The organism is Methylobacter arcticus (assembly GCF_050917435.1).
Taxonomy (GTDB): Bacteria; Pseudomonadota; Gammaproteobacteria; order Methylococcales; family Methylomonadaceae; genus Methylobacter_A; species Methylobacter_A titanis.
Map to the genome: position 1 here is coordinate 3214637 of NZ_CP159583.1, position 18517 is coordinate 3233153.

Annotated in this window: 13 protein-coding genes and 2 pseudogenes; 6 read left to right on the forward strand and 9 right to left on the reverse strand. The window is 46.5% G+C overall.

Going from position 1 to position 18517, the window contains the following annotated elements:
* Positions 1-82: 82 nt before the first annotated feature.
* On the reverse strand, positions 83-1030 hold the full coding sequence (locus tag ABXJ76_RS15280) for an HpcH/HpaI aldolase/citrate lyase family protein (protein ID WP_432741655.1): 948 nt from the start codon (positions 1028-1030) through the stop codon (positions 83-85).
* A 325-nt stretch (positions 1031-1355) separates the two neighbouring features.
* Between ABXJ76_RS15280 and ABXJ76_RS15285 the strand changes: the two genes are divergently transcribed.
* Together ABXJ76_RS15285 and ABXJ76_RS15290 are read left to right on the forward strand one after the other, a co-directional pair.
* Positions 1356-2522, forward strand: a complete 1167-nt coding sequence (locus tag ABXJ76_RS15285) for an aminotransferase class V-fold PLP-dependent enzyme (protein WP_432741657.1) — start codon at positions 1356-1358, stop codon at positions 2520-2522.
* Positions 2523-2658: 136 nt separating this feature from the next.
* On the forward strand, positions 2659-3630 hold the full coding sequence (locus ABXJ76_RS15290) for a 2-hydroxyacid dehydrogenase (protein WP_432741659.1): 972 nt from the start codon (positions 2659-2661) through the stop codon (positions 3628-3630).
* Between the two features lie 330 nt (positions 3631-3960).
* Here the strand turns inward: ABXJ76_RS15290 and ABXJ76_RS15295 are convergent, their stop codons facing one another.
* The 7 genes from ABXJ76_RS15295 to ABXJ76_RS15325 form a co-directional block, all read right to left on the reverse strand.
* Positions 3961-4605: an HAD family hydrolase gene (locus ABXJ76_RS15295; protein WP_432741661.1), complete on the reverse strand. Its 645-nt coding sequence runs from the start codon at positions 4603-4605 to the stop codon at positions 3961-3963.
* Between the two features lie 230 nt (positions 4606-4835).
* The gene (locus ABXJ76_RS15300) at positions 4836-5072 is read right to left on the reverse strand and encodes a hypothetical protein (RefSeq protein WP_432741663.1); all 237 of its coding nucleotides are present in this window, start codon (positions 5070-5072) and stop codon (positions 4836-4838) included.
* Positions 5073-5329: 257 nt separating this feature from the next.
* On the reverse strand, positions 5330-6277 hold the full coding sequence (locus ABXJ76_RS15305) for an EamA family transporter (RefSeq protein ID WP_432741665.1): 948 nt from the start codon (positions 6275-6277) through the stop codon (positions 5330-5332).
* Between the two features lie 516 nt (positions 6278-6793).
* The gene (locus ABXJ76_RS15310) at positions 6794-8056 is read right to left on the reverse strand and encodes a hypothetical protein (RefSeq protein ID WP_432741667.1); all 1263 of its coding nucleotides are present in this window, start codon (positions 8054-8056) and stop codon (positions 6794-6796) included.
* Position 8057: 1 nt separating this feature from the next.
* Positions 8058-9575: a hypothetical protein gene (locus ABXJ76_RS15315; RefSeq protein ID WP_432741669.1), complete on the reverse strand. Its 1518-nt coding sequence runs from the start codon at positions 9573-9575 to the stop codon at positions 8058-8060.
* Positions 9576-9646: 71 nt separating this feature from the next.
* Positions 9647-10084: a cobalamin B12-binding domain-containing protein gene (locus ABXJ76_RS15320; protein ID WP_432746544.1), complete on the reverse strand. Its 438-nt coding sequence runs from the start codon at positions 10082-10084 to the stop codon at positions 9647-9649.
* 95 nt (positions 10085-10179) lie between these two features.
* The gene (locus ABXJ76_RS15325) at positions 10180-11160 is read right to left on the reverse strand and encodes an asparagine synthetase A (RefSeq protein ID WP_340124099.1); all 981 of its coding nucleotides are present in this window, start codon (positions 11158-11160) and stop codon (positions 10180-10182) included.
* Between the two features lie 290 nt (positions 11161-11450).
* Here ABXJ76_RS15325 and ABXJ76_RS15330 point away from each other — a divergent pair.
* From ABXJ76_RS15330 to ABXJ76_RS15345, 4 genes and pseudogenes are all read left to right on the forward strand, one after another.
* Positions 11451-11921 (forward strand): annotated as a pseudogene (locus ABXJ76_RS15330) (transposase); the annotation flags it as partial.
* Between the two features lie 851 nt (positions 11922-12772).
* Entirely contained in the window at positions 12773-14167 is a 1395-nt protein-coding gene (locus ABXJ76_RS15335; RefSeq protein ID WP_432741671.1) for a PLP-dependent aminotransferase family protein, read from the forward strand.
* Between the two features lie 381 nt (positions 14168-14548).
* Positions 14549-15544: pseudogene (locus ABXJ76_RS15340) on the forward strand (aminotransferase class V-fold PLP-dependent enzyme); the annotation flags it as partial.
* Positions 15545-15680: 136 nt separating this feature from the next.
* Positions 15681-16652 carry a 2-hydroxyacid dehydrogenase gene (locus tag ABXJ76_RS15345; RefSeq protein WP_432741673.1) on the forward strand — a complete coding sequence of 324 codons (972 nt, stop codon included), beginning with the start codon at positions 15681-15683 and terminating at the stop codon, positions 16650-16652.
* Between the two features lie 128 nt (positions 16653-16780).
* On the opposite strand, the gene ABXJ76_RS15350 is transcribed toward ABXJ76_RS15345, so the two are convergent.
* Positions 16781-18262 carry a bacteriohemerythrin gene (locus ABXJ76_RS15350; protein WP_432741676.1) on the reverse strand — a complete coding sequence of 494 codons (1482 nt, stop codon included), beginning with the start codon at positions 18260-18262 and terminating at the stop codon, positions 16781-16783.
* Between the last annotated feature and the right edge of the window lie 255 nt (positions 18263-18517).

Genomic DNA, 18517 nt, shown 5'->3' on the forward strand with positions numbered 1-18517 from the left:
GTTGATGCTTTTCTCAACCCAAGATTTCTGACCGCCATAAGTCGGGGTACGAAAAAACCGTAACCCAACCTAATTAAGACTATTATTTTTTTGCTGCGATAGCTTCAGCGGCTCTGACCACGTTATTGGCCATTTTTTCCGATGCGGCATCGATTAATCGACCATCTAATGCTGCTGCGCCTTTACCTTGAGCGGCCGCTTCTTTCAAGGCGACCAGTATACGCTTGGCCTTGTCAACTTCGGCCGCAGGCGGAGTAAATATTTCATTGGCCAATTCGACTTGCGACGGATGGATCGCCCACTTGCCTTCACAACCTAAAGCCGCCGCACGTCTTCCGGCCGTTTTATAGCCTTCGGGATCTTTAATATCGCCAAAAGGGCCGTCGATAGGACGCAAGCCATAGGCCCGACAGGCAACCGTCATCCGGCTGATTGCAAAATGCCATTGATCGCCGGGATAATCGGGGTTTAAACCGCCGATGTTGGTGGTTCTGGCCCGATTGCTGGCGGCGTAATCTGCTACACCGAAATGCAAAGCTTCAAGACGACCTAATGCGCCATTGCGGGCAATATCTTCAACGTTTGCCATGCCCAGCGCGGTCTCAATCAAGGCTTCAACGCCGATTTTGTTTTTCAGTCCCTGCTGCATTTCCAATTGATTAAGCATCGCTTCAACCATGTAAACATCGGCATAAACGCCTACCTTAGGAATCAAAACCGTGTCCAGCTTTGCACCGCACTGCTCGACCAGATCCACCACATCACGGACCATGTACTGAGTGTCCAGGCCATTGATACGCACCGAAATAGTGACGCCATGTCCCTTCCAGTCCAGATCATTAATCGCTTCAATAATGTTTTTTCTGGCTTGTAACTTGTCGTCAGGCGCTACGGCATCCTCAAGATCCAGAAAAATAAAATCAGCGCCACTTTTCATCGCTTTTTCAAACATTTCAGGGCTAGAACCCGGAACGGCTAATTCACAGCGCTGAACTCGTTGAATTGACGCTGCATATAAGGTGTGGCTCATTGGTATTTTCCTAATGTCATGGGTGTAAATCAAGTCGCAGGTTGAGTTAGCAATAGCGCAACCCAACATTTTTCGCATTAATCATGTTGGGTTAAGGCTACCGCCTAACCCAAGCTACAAGGCTTAAGACGAACATAAATTAACCGCACATTTTACTTCTAGGGGTATCAAAGTCAATTTTTATAGCGTGTTTAACGGCTCAAGCCCTAATCTAACCTTGCCGATTTTTAGCGGCTATGTCATTATTGTTGGTTTTTGGACTTTGGCTTTTTCAAAATTCCAAGCTGTGTTAATCACTCAACTACTATATTAAAGAGGCAATTCAATGGCTGGTCGTAACCACCTATATATTCCAGGCCCTACCAATGTGCCGAATGAAATCCTGAATGCTATGCATATCAACATGGAAGACCATCGGTCTCCCGTGTTTCCTAAACTGTTGACGCCTCTTTTACAAGACCTGAAAAAAGTCTTTAAAACCGAAACCGGGCAAGCCTTCATTTTTCCTGCTACAGGTACTGCTGGCTGGGAAGTTGCATTGACCAACACCTTAAATCCGGGCGACAAGGTTTTAATCTATCGCTTTGGACAATTCAGCCATTTATGGGCTGAAATGGCAAAACGCTTGGGCTTCGATGTCGAAATTCATCAGGAAGTCTGGGGCAAAGGCATTCCTTTGGACAGAATGGAAGCGCGTTTAAAGGAAGACACCCACCACGAAATCAAGGCCGTTTTGGCGACGCATAACGAAACCGCCACTGGCGTTACCAGCGACATTGGCGGTGTTCGTAAAGCCCTGAACGCGGCAAATCACCCGGCGCTATTATTCGTTGACGGCGTTAGCTCTATTGCCAGTCTCGACTTTCGCATGGACGAATGGGGCGTTGACGGCGCCATCAGCGGCTCACAAAAAGGCTTTATGATGCCCGCCGGCGGTGCATTTTTGGCATTCAGCCAAAAAGCGTTAAAAGCCGTTGAGACATCAACCTACCCGCGTTGCTTCCTGGACTTAAAAGACCAGATGAACACCAACAAAGACGGCTACACCCCCTACACGCCGGCGCTACCCATTCTATACGGCTTGCGCAAAGCGTTAGACTTGTTGCAGGAAGAAGGCCTGGAAAATATTTTCGCACGTCATCACCGCTTGGCCGAAGGCGTTCGTAAAGCCGTTGCCGCCTGGGGATTAACAACATGCGCCCAACCCGGTTTCGAGTCGGACACGGTGACTGCGATTATTGTCCCGGAAGACAAAGATGCCAGAGACGTGATCAGCACCGCTTTTAGCAAATACGACATTTCTTTAGGCGCCGGTTTATCCGAGCTTGCCGGCAAAGCTTTCCGTATCGGCCACGTCGGCGACATGAACGACGTTTCGATGCTGGGCGCTATTGCAGGCGTTGAAATGGCGATGCTGGACAATGGCTTTGATTTCAAGCCAGGTTCCGGCGTTGCTGCGGCGATTGAATACTATCGTTCAACAGCACAGTAAATATCGTAATTGTGTAGGCTGGGTTAACCGCTTCGCCTGAAGCGCCTACTGTTGGTATCGTTAACCCAACACACGGAGCATCAAATGTTGGGTTGCAAAAAGCGCAACCCAACCTACGCCATTGGAAAGATAACCCATGAGCAAACCCAAAGTCTTTGTTACCCGCAAGTGGCCTGCCTCAGTCGAAGCAAAATTAAAAGCCCTTTACGATGTCACTTTAAACGAAGATGACCGGCCTTTAAGCGCAGACGAGTTCAGATCCGCGCTGCAAAATTACGATGCCGTTTGTCCTACCGTTTGCGATTCATTGCCTGCCGACGTGATCAACGTCGAAAACAAGCGTTGCAAAATTCTGGGCAACTTCGGCGTAGGCTACAACCATATCGACATTAACGCCGCCAAAGCGCAAGGTTTAGTCGTAACCAACACCCCCGGCGTGTTGACGCACAGCACCGCCGATATTGCGATGACCTTATTATTAATGTCCGCGCGGCGCGGCGCAGAAGGCGATCGCCTGGTTCGCGCCAAACAATGGAAGGGTTGGTGCCCAACGCACATGCTGAGCAGCGATGTAACCGGCGCAACTTTAGGCTTGATCGGCTTCGGTCGTATCGCACAAGCCATGGCCAAAAAAGCCCATCACGGCTTCGGCATGAAAATCGTCTATTTCAAACCCAGCCCTGCCGACGAAACTATCACCGACGACCTTAACGCCACCCGTTGCGAGTCTATAGAAGACCTGCTGCAAACGGCCGACTTCGTTTCGTTGCACTGCCCCGGCGGCGATGCCACCCGGCATTTAATCAACGCCGACATGCTTAACCTGATGAAACCGTCCGCGCACTTAATCAACACCGCCCGAGGCGATGTCGTTGATAGCGCCGCGCTGATAGCCGCGCTTAAAAATAAGCGGATTGCCGGTGCCGGTCTTGATGTGTATGAAGGTGAACCCAATGTACCCGAAGGCTTCCTGAGCCTGGATAATGTGTCGCTACTGCCGCATTTGGGCAGCGCCACCTTAGGAACGCGTACAGCCATGGGTGAAAAAGTACTAGCAAACCTGGCCGCATTCTTTGCCGGGAATCATCTTCCTGATCGGGTTGCCTGATAAACCCTGACTACAACTACAAACAAGCCCGAATGCACTTTATTTCGCAACGCATCCGGGCTGAACAATCTTTTGTGTAACGAAAACGCTTAACGATTATCGTCAGTCAGAGAGATAATTTCTTTAATTACCGTTCGGTTTCTCCAGTATCTGGTATGCGCCAAAACCATAGGTTGCCAATGTTTATTTATTTCAATAAATGGAAAATCGCTGATGCTATGTATTGACCAATTGTCACTTGAACTTCGTCAATATTATCGCCTGACGCCTAACACAATATTTCATTAACACATTGGTTTAAAATGGCTTAAAAATCCCTAGGGGTTGGGCTTAGAACCCCTTCAAGAAAGAAGCGAGGCTTTGTTGTGATGGTAGTATGTGATCTGGATCAAAAGCTGAAAGATAATCCATTGGTTGATATCCATAGCCTACAGCCGCAATACGGATTGGGACTCCCCTGCAATACAAAATATCCGAAACCATATCGCCAAAATAAATAGCTTCTGATGCATCAATTCCCACATTTTTAAGTAGATTCGAAATCTTCGCCGTTTTGGTTTGTCGATATTCTCTACCGAGAATATCGGTAAACATGTCATCATTATAAAAAGTACTTTTGGACAGCACTGCCCGCACAGTTTCACTGCATGATGAAGTGACAATTGCACAACGTCCTGCCACAGATTCGCTGATAGCTCTAAGCACGAGTTCAAACGGTATCAATTCATCAACATGCTTACTCATTTGTTCGGTGTGCAAATCAAAAAATTTGATAACGTCTTGTTCATCCAAGCCAAATCTTTTAAAAGAAGTTCTGAAAAGTCCTGGATAAGCTAACGCCATATCCTCCTGATTTACGACTTTTGGTAAGCAAGGAAAGTACTCATCCGCGATTAAGTTAAACATTCGACATGCTGTCGAAAGCGAATCGATTAGCACTCCATCGGCATCAAAAATATAATATTTTGGGCTCATGCAACAATCTCATTAATGATCTTTGAAAATATCGGGCTTGTCCAAACAGGCTGTGCCGCAAATATTTATAAGGCTACAAACCGCACTTATCAGCAGGTAAAGTGACCCGGCTAAGGTTATAAGCTGCTGAAATGCCGGTATGCTTCCATCTGAAAGCAGCTCTGTTCGAATCATGTGCGGAGTTTTAAATCTCATTATGGGTTGGTGATTTTTTTAATAAACCGATGGCCTTATTCAATCAGGTTGTGCAAATATTGAATCGGGCAAGTTTCTATAAAGCTAGCTGAGCCTGCTGCTGACATCACCAGCATGTTGATGCTTTCAATACCCGCACCACTGTTATCCGTAACGATATTTATGAAGGAAGAAAACCATTGGCATTGATTGTTTTTACGAAAAAACCGGGGAGTCGCTATTTTTGCGAAAGCTTTTATGGGCATCCCTGCCCAACAAGCGGCAAAAAACACGCGACCGCTAATGCCTTTGGCTGCCCCAGCCGTCCTGCTTCATTCGTTGGATACCCAGCAAGGGGTGTCCAACATCCTTCTCGCAATGACTCGACGCGATTTCGGAAAGCCTGCATTTTCACTACGCAAAAAAACGCTTCGTGAAAACACATGCATTATCGCTTCTGGGGACTACTCGACTCCTGTCTCGCAGCGGTTGAGAATTTGCCTCTGAATTTGGAAAACTTTGCGATATAACCGTCCAATGCTGCTTAAATTTAAATATCTTCGGTTTTTGCCAGTTTGCGACGGAACGCAAATATTCGATTACCAAAGATTATGATCAGCAATCCCATCATGACCAACGCACATCCCTGCCATTGCCGCTCATTCAGTTGCTCGCCCAGCACCAGAGATGCCGTAAGTAACCCGAAGATCGGCACAAGTAATGAAAAAGGCGCAATATGTCCAGCAGGATAACGAGAAAGTAATCCGCTCCATACGCCGAATCCGAACAATGTCGCGCCAAAGGCAAGATAAGCGATTGCAGCAAAAGACAAAATGTTGAAATTTTGCAGGGATGCTATAACCGTTTCACGGCCATCTAATCCTAATGAAAGAAGGAGAAATGGAATCGGCGGCACAAGACTTGACCATACTACGAATCTGAACATGCTGAATTGACTGTCACGAGCAACTGCCTCCCGCCAAGCACTCCTCACTAAAATATTTGATACCCCCCAAAAAGCGGCTGCGCATAACGTCAATATAAGTCCAACAAGAGGAATTTCACTGAATGCCTTGTACAGTGTTGGCTCAATATGCGAATTGCCAATTACTATAAGTCCACCGCCGGCTATAATAAGTCCCAGCACTTGGGTCATATACCAACGTTCACGCAGAAATAAACTTGCAAATACCAGAGTAAACAATGCCTGCGATTGGAGCACTACCGATGCGAGTCCCGCTGGCATCCCTAGCTCAATTGCGTAAAAGAGAAGTCCGAATTGACCAACTCCTGCAGTCAGTCCATATGCTGCGATCCATCGGAATGAAACTGCCGGGGGTGAGATGAAAAGGACAGCCGGAAAAGCAGCGAGCAAGAAGCGAAAACACCCCAAAAGCATGGGCGGCATCCCTTCCAGCCCCAACTTAATTACGGTGAAATTAACCCCCCAAACAATCACAACTGATAAGGCAAGAAAAAGGTCACGTAGTGAAATCATTTGGTTTTGTTTCCGGTTATTGACGACTATGACTAAAGGGCTCCTCGAAAAACCCCATCCTATGAGATAATGACACCGCCATACAGCCATTTCTGACTCGCCATGATCAAAGAAAACCTGTTTGCCCGAGTAACGCGAAACCAAACTAAACCGGTTGGGCGAGGTGTTGCAACTGCTGGAGAAGCACATCGACTTTGCTGTCCAGCTGATGTTTCTCACCAAAATCATAGTGCGCACTACTCATTCGGCAACTCTATAACCTCAGCAACGAGCAGTTGGAGTTCCAGCTACTTTCGATCAGCACCGTGAAGGCGATGTCGAACGTGATGCGGCCTGGCTGGCGGTTGAATAGCCCGTAGGACATTGTCCGTCCCGTTCCCTGTCAATTAGGCAGTATTTCTAGGTGCCCTAAAGTACGCGATAAGTTTTTATGCTCAGGACCTTACTGAATCTCGAAATAACCTACATAAGCACATCACTACCCCAATCCTGAAAATACGATAGATGCAAATATAATCAACAAGTTACGCAATCATATTTATTGGCTACGTAATTCAACATATTAAGTAACTCTGAAGACGAAACATCATTCTGCCTGCAACACAAATATCGTAGATTGGATGGTATAGGTACTGATCCGCTTCTAGCCCAGCGTAACGCACCATTTGTATCGATATACGAGGACGTGCGGCCTGCGTTATCCGCATGTAAACAATATGGAATATCAAGTAGTCCACTATTGAATGCCTTCAATAGACATTGACCAACATCGACATCAAGACTCAGAATTTCGTCGAGCAATATTTTGGCTTCTAGGTATATCTCATCTCGATAAGCTACTTCCTGCTGTGAAAGCATCTTCATAGAGTGAATATCATTAGCAGTCTTCGATGACAGTTGAAGTGAATATAAGTTGTCATCCACGCTAGGAATTTGCCGCGCTTCCTGGATGGTCTTCACAATAATACGCTCACAACCAGTTTCCTTTCCCAGCTGTGCACTATCCCGGATTAACGCGGTAGCACCTTCGAATGATGAGGGAAAAACTCCCATGTATGTATATAACACCACATGCCAATCCAATCCACTGAGATATTGTCCTGCTAGTTCCCTTAATGCGGCAATTGCCCCACGATCCTGAATTAGCGAGGTACCCTGGGCGTAACTAATCGACACACTATGCACACCATGTTGGTGGAAAAACAAACATTCAAGTACAGCCACAGCTATTAAAACAGATGGTGGACATAATTGCCCAAGCAGGCAACCGCCAAAACTTTCGATATGAGCACGCTCGGCGCCGTCGCTCAAAATATGGCAACTTTCGGCCCACGCCTCTATTGCTTTATATAATGGTATATTGCTGTAAGGGAGGCAGTACGACACGGGGCCGCCTTCGCTCGCATCAAGCCCGATTTCCACGAGTTTCCTAAAAATCGTCTGAGGTAACGCTGTGCCATGCCTGACTTGCACGGGGAAGTTGGTTCCGTAAAGGCCTTCTAACATATTGCGTGTAGCTTCCGCTGAATGGGTAACTATGGGATAACCATTGAGCCTTTCTCCCTTATCAAGACACACTTGTGGTGTCCTATAGTCACCTACCCTGGTGTAACTATCGAGCGTAATCGTACCTATAACAGGGAAATCCAATTTCGCTACATCGGATAACCCCGATCGCATCTCTACGACGGTTCCGAATCCCATTCGTGGCTGCACCACTAGCAGTCCAGCATCTCTACAGCGCCGGATAAAGGAACTGAAATAGCTATTCACATTCATCTTAGCGTCCAGAAATTAATTCTGTGATTTCTTCGCCGGATCTAGGATCGACAGTTTTGATACGCTTCTTGTGCGGATCGCCGACGCGAACCCTGGCAATTAGCGAATCGTTACTTTCAAAATCCACCAGACTGTTGCGATAAAGGGCACGTATCTCCCGTAAACTCATACCACTGATATTCTCAAGCCAGGTTTGCAGTTGCAACAGATTGTTAGGCACCTGCTTATCATCGGCCAGTAGACTATGTATATTGGCCTCTTGCGTAACATATTCCGGATGATAAACTTGAAGAAAGTATGGTAGAGATTGACCTCGACCAACAAATGGTGAAAACACTAGACACACGAACTGTTGCTCGCTCACACCGTATGCCTGTTCAGCAAAGGCGTTAATTTTGTGACGCATGGTACATATCTTTATTTCATTGTCGTAACGGGAAATAGCCATCCGAATAAGATTTTCAGGCATTTCTTTCTTAACCATTAGACTCTTCGCCAATTCAAGGTATTCCTCGATTCCTATGCGATAACTACGTCCCTGCACGTACTGAGCTTTTAGGCCACGTAGGTGCGCCATCAGGGCCGGGTTTGCGCAGTCGGATTCGGTGAAACTGAAGGCGAGCTCATCAAACTGAAAACCTAAAAAATCAGTTACGAAGTTCCAGTGGTCGTTAACTCGATAACTGACATGCTCATAAATCGAAATGAACGTTGGTATCATGTCCGCGAATCCACTGTGAACGCGCCGCAAAGGCACCTCTGCATCTAAGTCGGCACCAAATAACTCCCTATAATAAGCTTGTGATACACAGTCCAGCACTTTGAGCAAACCATGGAATCCCAACTCCCGGTACTCTTCTATGTTCATGCCGGCATTTTGTGCAAGCCGCATTATCCATGTGAAGTAATGCTTCTGCTCTTTGAGCGAATCGCCCGTCACAACCACATCCACGCCACCACGCCACCAGGCAGAAATACCGTAAAAGCTTGCTACGCTCAAGTTGCAACTATTGCAGAACGTAGGACGTCCATCACCAGCGGTGCGATGACCGTTCATCAGCATATTAAGCCTGTTAATCGTGTGCAGATGCTGTGGAACCGGCAAATCTCGCGTAAATTGTGATACTTGGTCGTGATCGATGACAATTAATTCCGCAGTGATATCATCGATGAGCCCAAGACGCAGGTAGACGCGTTCAATATTTTCCATCACTGAGTAAGGCATTCCAGACTGCCGCATGGTGGCGATACGCAGGATAAAAGTTCGCCCCAGCATGTTCTCAACATACAATTGCACGGTGCGTATGAATCCCACAGTATAAGTACTATCCTTCCCCCCACCATAGGCGACCATTACTCTGCGACGGCCAATATCTCGGCCGTGTTCGAACATGTTTACCAATTTGGTAGCCAGCAACCTCACGCTTTCCTGATCCTGTGGCGTTAGATATGCCATTAGTTCACAAAAAATTGCTTGGCGTTGCGCTTTTATTGACAATTTCGAATTTGGTTGCAGCATTTATGTTAGCCCTTTGGAGGTAATAGAATGTCTCTGTTGATCTGATTCTACAATCTTCGAGAAAAAATGGCTTAACCCGACGCCACGGCCTGTTGCCGGAACTCTTGCAGGAAGAGAGTAAAATCGTCAATCGCTGACTTCCCGACAAACACCCTGTCATAACCAGCTTCCTGTAGATCGACTCTGATCCACTTGTTATCCTCTTCTACGGTTGTCAGCTTGCCGCCGACCACGAATACAGGACGGTATGCTCCGAGCGCCTGAACTGCGTTTGCAATTAGTTCGCGACCCTGATGAAAGCCATGACCATTGACGCTCGACACCACAACCAGATCAGGCCGGAAGCCCTTAATAGCATCCACGGTTTCACCAGGAGACACACAACATCCAAGAATCTTGGCTAGACCTCCATGCTCATGAATGAACCGTTGCAAGTAGACAAGATTCCATGTATGGGAATCGGATTCTATTGTCGTTAATAAACACTTGAAATGTGGTGCCGTTTGCATAATCAATTTACTCACTCAAATAAATGGCCGCATTATTTGGTCGTTAAAGCTTATCGACCAAGATAAGCAAATGGATGACTCTTTCTCACACATTGTTAGAATAGAAAGCTTGTGGCAATGCTACGATCAAACAGCCCGATATCCTTTATTTCGGCCTTTCCGCAAATGAAACGCAATAAACGCTCTATACCAATACCCGCGCCTGCGGTACTCGGAATGTCTCCCCGCTTGGCCGCATCCAAATAGTTCCGATAAGGATCAAGATCCATTTGTAGTTCATTCATCCTATAAATGATCTGCTCATGCTCGTATTCACGTTCTGCACCAGACAGCGCTTCTCCATAGCCTTCCGGATAGATTAAATCAAAGTTATTATATTCATTGCGTTTGTCTGGGTTTTCTCGATCATAGAACTCCCTTTTAAAATTTGTCACAAAACAAGGTGTGGTAGCTGTTTCGGAAAGGATTTGCTCAAAGTTATCACCATACTTCTCACGTAATTCATCAGAACTGTAGATCGGAAACTCCAGAGCATAGTCCGGCAACTTCCGACCCAATTTATTCAACTGCTCCCCAGCATGTGCATTTACTTGATTGAAGACGTGCGTCATTAATCCATTTATAAACTTCATGACGTCGTATATAGTGGCGCCTTTTATCTCAAGGTCGAATTGGGAAAACTCCAGCAAGTGGTTTGCAGAACTCTTGATGGTGCTTTTCTCTAACCGGATATTCGGGGCAACGATAAAGATCTTTTCTAATCCTTCTGCACGTAACGCTAACTGCTTGTGAAAGATCATGCTTGCTGTCAACCTCAACGGACGTCCTTCGTACTGTATTTCTGCCGGATATACAGCATGATTGAGCGGATCGGTGATTGGTGACATCAATATCGGCATGAGTTGGTAGAACCCTGCGTCCTGCGTGTAGCTTTGTAGCGAGCGCAGCACTACATTGCGGATATGTGCAATATCTACCACATCCGATCTTTTGAGACGTGTTACAAATTCATCCAGATCGATATTATCCACTTCTGAATTTTCAATTTTTACAAAATCCGCCACTTCACAGTTCATATTCAAACATCCTATTGCAAGTAAGTTAGTAAAAAAATATTCATCTTCTATTAAGCATGTAACGCATCAATCTGGGTCTAAGTATATGGATGAGCGTTTATACAAACGATATACAGAATCCAGCAAAATAACTGTACAGATCTGTTAGCTTGATTCTCTAAGCAGCTAGGGACCCTGTCGGACTTATCAACTTTTAAGTTTCACCTGTTGTAAAATAGCCCTGAACTCAACAATTTCGCCGGTATGATTTTATAAGTTGCTTTATACAATTTGATTGAGACCAACAATATTTGCTCCCGCCGTTGGTGGATGAATGATTGCCGGAAGGATACTTGGCGCGGTTTATCGTCGAGGTGATCGATCAGCTCGATTTGTCAAAGTTGACGCGCCGTTATGCCGGGAGTGGTTCAGCTGCTTATCATCCTGCCATGATGTTGGCCTTGCTGGTCTACGGCTATGCTGGCGGTACCTTCTCCAGCAGCAAGATCGAGAGGTCGACTTACGATTCGGTAGCATTCCGGTTCATTGCCGCCAACCATCATCCCGACCACGACACTCTGGCTCATTTTCACAAGACCTTTTTAATGGAGTTGGAGGACTTGTTCGTACAAGTTCTGCCGCTGGCTCAGGCAATGAAGCTGAGACAGATTTCGCTGGATAGCACCAAAATCAAAGCCAATGCTTCAAAACACAAGGCGTTGTCGCACGGCCACATCGAAAAACTGGAAGCGCAGCTGCGTGAAGAAATACCGGCCTTGCTGAAAGCGATCACCGATGAGCTGTTCACCCCACTGACAAAACTACCGGCTGAAAATCGCATTTTTATTGTTCATGTGCTTGCCGAAACACTGATGCGTAGCGTGGTTCTAGCACGCGTTAGAAACCATTTCCGGCACCACAAAAATTCAGGAGAGGAACATGCGAGTTGAAGTGATAGGGGCATTTCAGATTAACCGTGCCGTTAAATCAGGCTGGATACTATAAAACCGAGCGCCATAAAAGATGTTTTTCAGCAACACATTGGACCCAACGCGTACAGCGAAATTGCGCAACAAAATGTTACGGGCAGGCTTACCGATATAAACCGTCAGTCGCAATTAATGTGCGCCGAAAATAGCGAGGATTGCGAGCCCGGCTGATTTCGATTGCAAGCCGTTACACATATCCGTTATGCTGTCTGAACATCGTGATGAAGCGACGGCAACTGCTTTTTTCGTAAAAACAATCAATGCCAATGGGTTTCTCCATAAAATAGTTATGAATAACAACGGCGCGAACGATGTGGGCATTGAAAATATCAACATACTGTTAATGCTAGGAGGATCGGTTTGCTTTATAGAATTTTGCCCGATCCAATATTTGCACAACCAGATTGAACAAGACCATCGGTTTATTAAAAAAAGCACCAACCCATGATGGGGTTTAAAGCGTCACACTCCGCACAGGCAACCATCGAAACTGCGCACATGATCCGAACAGGGCTGCTTTCAGATGAAAGCATACCCGCATTTCAGCAGCTTATGGCTTTAGCAGGGTAACTTTGCCTGCTGATAAGTGCGGTGCAGTCTTATAAATATTTGCGACACAACCTAACCGTTACATAGGTAACCCGATGGCATTCGAATATCAAAAGGTGTGCGACTATATTTGCTCACTCATTCATAATCACCAACTGCGTAAAGACATGAAACTGCCTTCTTTGAGACAAATGGCGCAAAAGTTTGATCTATCAATACCAACCATCCATCGCGCATACTGCCAATTGGAAAAACAGGGTATCGTGCACTCAATGCCACGATCTGGTTTTTACATAGCGAAAGCCGCTGAGAACCTACATTACGAGTCCGGTTGTAGTTTATTAGAGACGGTATATATAAACTCGCGTAAGCCGGGTGTAATTCCTCTTACGATAGATTCACCAGCCTGTTTATTGTCACTTGATCGCGAGCTGCGTCGCGAAGAGCTGCGATTGGCTAGCAGCGCTCTCAATTCTCCACTAAAACAGGGCATTTTATATGGTGACAGTGATCTACGTGCGGCAGTGGCCCATAGATATACCAGCGATTTGGATAAACCCTGGTATCCAGATGACGTGTTTATTACCGATAGTTATCATTCTGCACTTCTAGCTGCTGCAAGGGTTTACAATCGAGGCGGCTCCGTAATTGTGGAATCGCCGTGCTCTTGGGCCATCATCAAGACATTGGAAACGCTGAATCTGGATGTTGTCGAACTTCCAGTAACGCTAGGTTCCGGTTTGAATCTGACGTGTTTGAGCAACTTGCTGAGCCGTACAGATATTTCTTTTGCCATTCTTTCCTCGCATATAAATTCTCCAACCGGTACTGTCATTCCAACTAAACAAAAGCTCACAGCCGCGAGCATGTTAATTGAGGCAGGAATTCCGGTCATCGAGAATGACATTTACGGCGATCTGTATTTTGGGATGGCGCAACCGCTGTATTACCGTGACTTCATTGATCCCGAGATGTTGGTCATATGCAGCAGTTTCGACAAGATAATCGGCCCCCCAGCTTCGTTCGGCATGGTTCTTTGCAAAGGCGATCGTGACGGGCTACGCAAGGTATTACTATCTCATACCCATAAAATCTCAAGCCCCGCCCGCCAAAAGGCGATAGGCAATTTGATACAGAGTGGTCAGGTGATGAGTCACATTCATAACTTGCGAAAATTACTGGAGGCCAAAATGCTTCAAATGCATGATCTCTTGCAAAAGTATTTGCCGTCCGGATGCAGCTATCAATTACCGCAAGGTGGGGCTGTATTTTGGGTGGAATTACCGGATGGTGTCGATTCCTCAGTATTGTTATATCGCCTCATGAAAAAGGGGATCGTTGTGGCACCAGGGTATTTGTTCTCATCTTCCAATCGCTACGCCAATTACATTAGGATCAGCTATGCTACCGATTGGACGATGGACATTGAAAACAGTATTTTTTGTCTTGCCGAAAACATCCGCGAACTTACGGAAAGCCCTCCCGTTTAAGCAATAAATTTTCATCAACAAGTTGATTTTCCGTAGAATTCGCGTTTTCAAATTTTGGTGAAGTGGTGGTTTTGACGGACATCGAGCGATAAAGTCTGCCGACGACTCTCACGGTGATGCCAACTTATTCTGAATACAGGTCGAAAACTCTCGTTGACTGGCGAACTCCAGCTTTAACATACCCAATCAGCCAAATTTCCTCGCCAATACAACGATGGAAACTTAATTTACAGAGAGCGATCATGGACGAGCAAGCGTCACACGGATGCATCAATTGCCACGGCTTGGCCGACGAAACAGACTTGAACTTCCAGCTGACTAGAGCCTATTCACATCCGGCCCACTTTGCCAAAACATTTTTTAAGAATCACGGCGTAAGCCTTCATTTTTCCTGCTACAGGCACCGCAGGCTGGGAAGTTGCATTGACCAACACCTTAAATCCGGGCGACAAGGTTTTAATCTATCGCTTTGGACAATTCAGCCATTTATGGGCTGAAATGGCAAAACGCTTGGGCTTCGATGTCGAAATTCATCAGGAAGTCTGGGGCAAAGGCATTCCTTTGGACAGAATGGAAGCGCGTTTAAAGGAAGACACCCACCACGAAATCAAGGCCGTGTTGGCGACGCATAACGAAACCGCTACAGGTGTAACCAGCGACATTGGCGGTGTTCGTAAAGCCCTGAACGCGGCAAATCACCCGGCGCTATTATTCGTTGACGGCGTTAGCTCTATTGCCAGTCTCGACTTTCGCATGGACGAATGGGGCGTTGACGGCGCCATCAGCGGCTCACAAAAAGGCTTTATGATGCCCGCCGGCGGTGCATTTTTGGCATTCAGCCAAAAAGCGTTAAAAGCCGTTGAGACATCAACCTACCCGCGTTGCTTCCTGGACTTAAAAGACCAGATGAACACCAACAAAGACGGCTACACCCCCTACACGCCGGCGCTACCCATTCTATACGGCTTGCGCAAAGCGTTAGACTTGTTGCAGGAAGAAGGCCTGGAAAATATTTTCGCACGTCATCACCGCTTGGCCGAAGGCGTTCGTAAAGCCGTTGCCGCCTGGGGATTAACAACATGCGCCCAACCCGGTTTCGAGTCGGACACGGTGACTGCGATTATTGTCCCGGAAGACAAAGATGCCAGAGACGTGATCAGCACCGCTTTTAGCAAATACGACATTTCTTTAGGCGCCGGTTTATCCGAGCTTGCCGGCAAAGCTTTCCGTATCGGCCACGTCGGCGACATGAACGACGTTTCGATGCTGGGCGCTATTGCAGGCGTTGAAATGGCGATGCTGGACAATGGCTTTGATTTCAAGCCAGGTTCCGGCGTTGCTGCGGCGATTGAATACTATCGTTCAACAGCACAGTAAATATCGTAATTGTGTAGGCTGGGTTAACCGCTTCGCCTGAAGCGCCTACTGTTGGTATCGTTAACCCAACACACGGAGCATCAAATGTTGGGTTGCAAAAAGCGCAACCCAACCTACGCCATTGGAAAGATAACCCATGAGCAAACCCAAAGTCTTTGTTACCCGCAAGTGGCCTGCCTCAGTCGAAGCAAAATTAAAAGCCCTTTACGATGTCACTTTAAACGAAGATGACCGGCCTTTAAGCGCAGACGAGTTCAGATCCGCGCTGCAAAATTACGATGCCGTTTGTCCTACCGTTTGCGATTCATTGCCTGCCGACGTGATCAACGTCGAAAACAAGCGTTGCAAAATTCTGGGCAACTTCGGCGTAGGCTACAACCATATCGACATTAACGCCGCCAAAGCGCAAGGTTTAGTCGTAACCAACACCCCCGGCGTGTTGACGCACAGCACCGCCGATATTGCGATGACCTTATTATTAATGTCCGCGCGGCGCGGCGCAGAAGGCGATCGCCTGGTTCGCGCCAAACAATGGAAGGGTTGGTGCCCAACGCACATGCTGAGCAGCGATGTAACCGGCGCAACTTTAGGCTTGATCGGCTTCGGTCGTATCGCACAAGCCATGGCCAAAAAAGCCCATCACGGCTTCGGCATGAAAATCGTCTATTTCAAACCCAGCCCTGCCGACGAAACTATCACCGACGACCTTAACGCCACCCGTTGCGAGTCTATAGAAGACCTGCTGCAAACGGCCGACTTCGTTTCGTTGCACTGCCCCGGCGGCGATGCCACCCGGCATTTAATCAACGCCGACATGCTTAACCTGATGAAACCGTCCGCGCACTTAATCAACACCGCCCGAGGCGATGTCGTTGATAGCGCCGCGCTGATAGCCGCGCTTAAAAATAAGCGGATTGCCGGTGCCGGTCTTGATGTGTATGAAGGTGAACCCAATGTACCCGAAGGCTTCCTGAGCCTGGATAATGTGTCGCTACTGCCGCATTTGGGCAGCGCCACCTTAGGAACGCGTACAGCCATGGGTGAAAAAGTACTAGCAAACCTGGCCGCATTCTTTGCCGGGAATCACCTGCCTGATCGGGTAATTTGACAGAGTCAACGCGCCCACCTTACCTGACTCACCCGATACGATTTCCATCAGATTTTTTGTAAAAAATGCGCTCCGCTGATACCCGAGGAACGGGTAACACTCCTGGAAGATGAAGCATCAAACAGCAATCATTTCGTGCTCATGCGAATCTTAACGACAGGATTGTTACCGGTGTTTTCTCTTAATGCTACGATAATGTCGATTAGTTTTTGATCTGCAATACAATTTTTAACATAAGGTGTATTATCAAAATAGATACCTTCTATTTCCATGCCGGGCTTCAATTGAGTCCATGAAATCTCAAAAACCAGGCAATCCAAGGTATTTTGCGATGTACTGAGGAGCCTACTGTTCTTCCATGACTTTTTAATCGCAGGAAGCTCCTCTTTGATTTCAACGGTTATATCTTCTTTGAGTATCTTAATGAAAGCGTCAACAATAGCCGGATCATAATAGCTTTCTTTCCGATTCATTAATTGACTGATTGCGGCGCTGCCGGACATGACTTCACCCGTCATCGAGCCCTCAAGATACCCGATATAATCAGCGACAACACTGAGAATACGTGAGCCCATCGGAATGCTTTTTTTAGTCAAGCCATCGGGCAGGCCTGAGCCGTCATAGCGTTCGTATTGATGCCGGATTAAAATAGACGCACCTTTTAACTGTATCAATCCATTTAATAAAGCTTCACCTTCTACTGCATGATTTAAATAGCGTTGTTTGTCGGCAAGAGATATTGAGTAAAACGACTCTGCCAGCAAGGTGTCCGGCAAACTCATCTTGCCGATTTGCATCAGTAACCCGGCATAAAGAATATTTTTCTTTTCTTCTGCATTCAGGTTCATTTCACGGGCAACCAACGTGGCTTTTTCGATGATATATTTTGATTGTCCGCTCTTAACGCCAGGGCGCATTTCAATAATATGTGCGAATGTCTTAATGGAATCAATATATTGTTTTTTTAGATCTTTATTTGCCATGTCAAGAGACCGTACCGTACGCTTGAGCTGTTCGGCAGAAATGCGCAGCTGCTGTTCGGTTTGTTTGCGCTTCTCTGCCTCCTTCATCAGCTGTATGCTATTAACCGCAAGACTGCTGTAAGTCGAGAGCACCATGTTAATCAGCAATCCAATCCCATCACGCAATTGATCATTTGCTTGCTTCTTTGCCTGTTCCTGTGACAAACCGGATTGCATAGCCAGCACCACTAAGGCCAGGTATTTGTCGTTTTCCAGCATATGAGCTGCCAACCAGTGAACTAAAAACGCAAGGACTTCGCTTACCATGCTATCGACTGAATGGATGTCTTCTCCTGCCTTTAGAATAAGAACAGTTGAGATAAAGTTGTCATGCTCTTCTTTATGTTTTGTTTCTAAAGGACTTTCCTGGAAATATTCGTGCCAAATGGCTTCTTCAGTCTGAAAATGGTAAACAGCATAGTCGGCAAGTTCTTGGAAAATGGTATCTAAGGTCTGAATATCAGCATGAAAAGCCATATGACTGGCCAAGCGATTCAATAACTGAACTAGTTTTTGGTGCTGTTCATCAATCGTAGCTATGCCGGTATTGAAATGTTCATTCCATGGAAAGACATTAATTGATTTCATGAGTATATTCTCATATTGTTTATCCGTCATGAGGCGCCAACTCGGTATTCTTGCTTGTCAAAATGGTCATCGTTTTATCACAATTTATTTTTCAATTGCCTCATAAGCAGCCTATGATGGCGTTATAACGATTGAAGGTCTTTATGAGTGAGACTTGTGTCGCGTAGAACTAGCGAATAGACGATACGTTAATACCTTGAGCGATACTCAGATTCTTGATAATGGGAAACAAGCCGCCTTATTTTTCGATACACT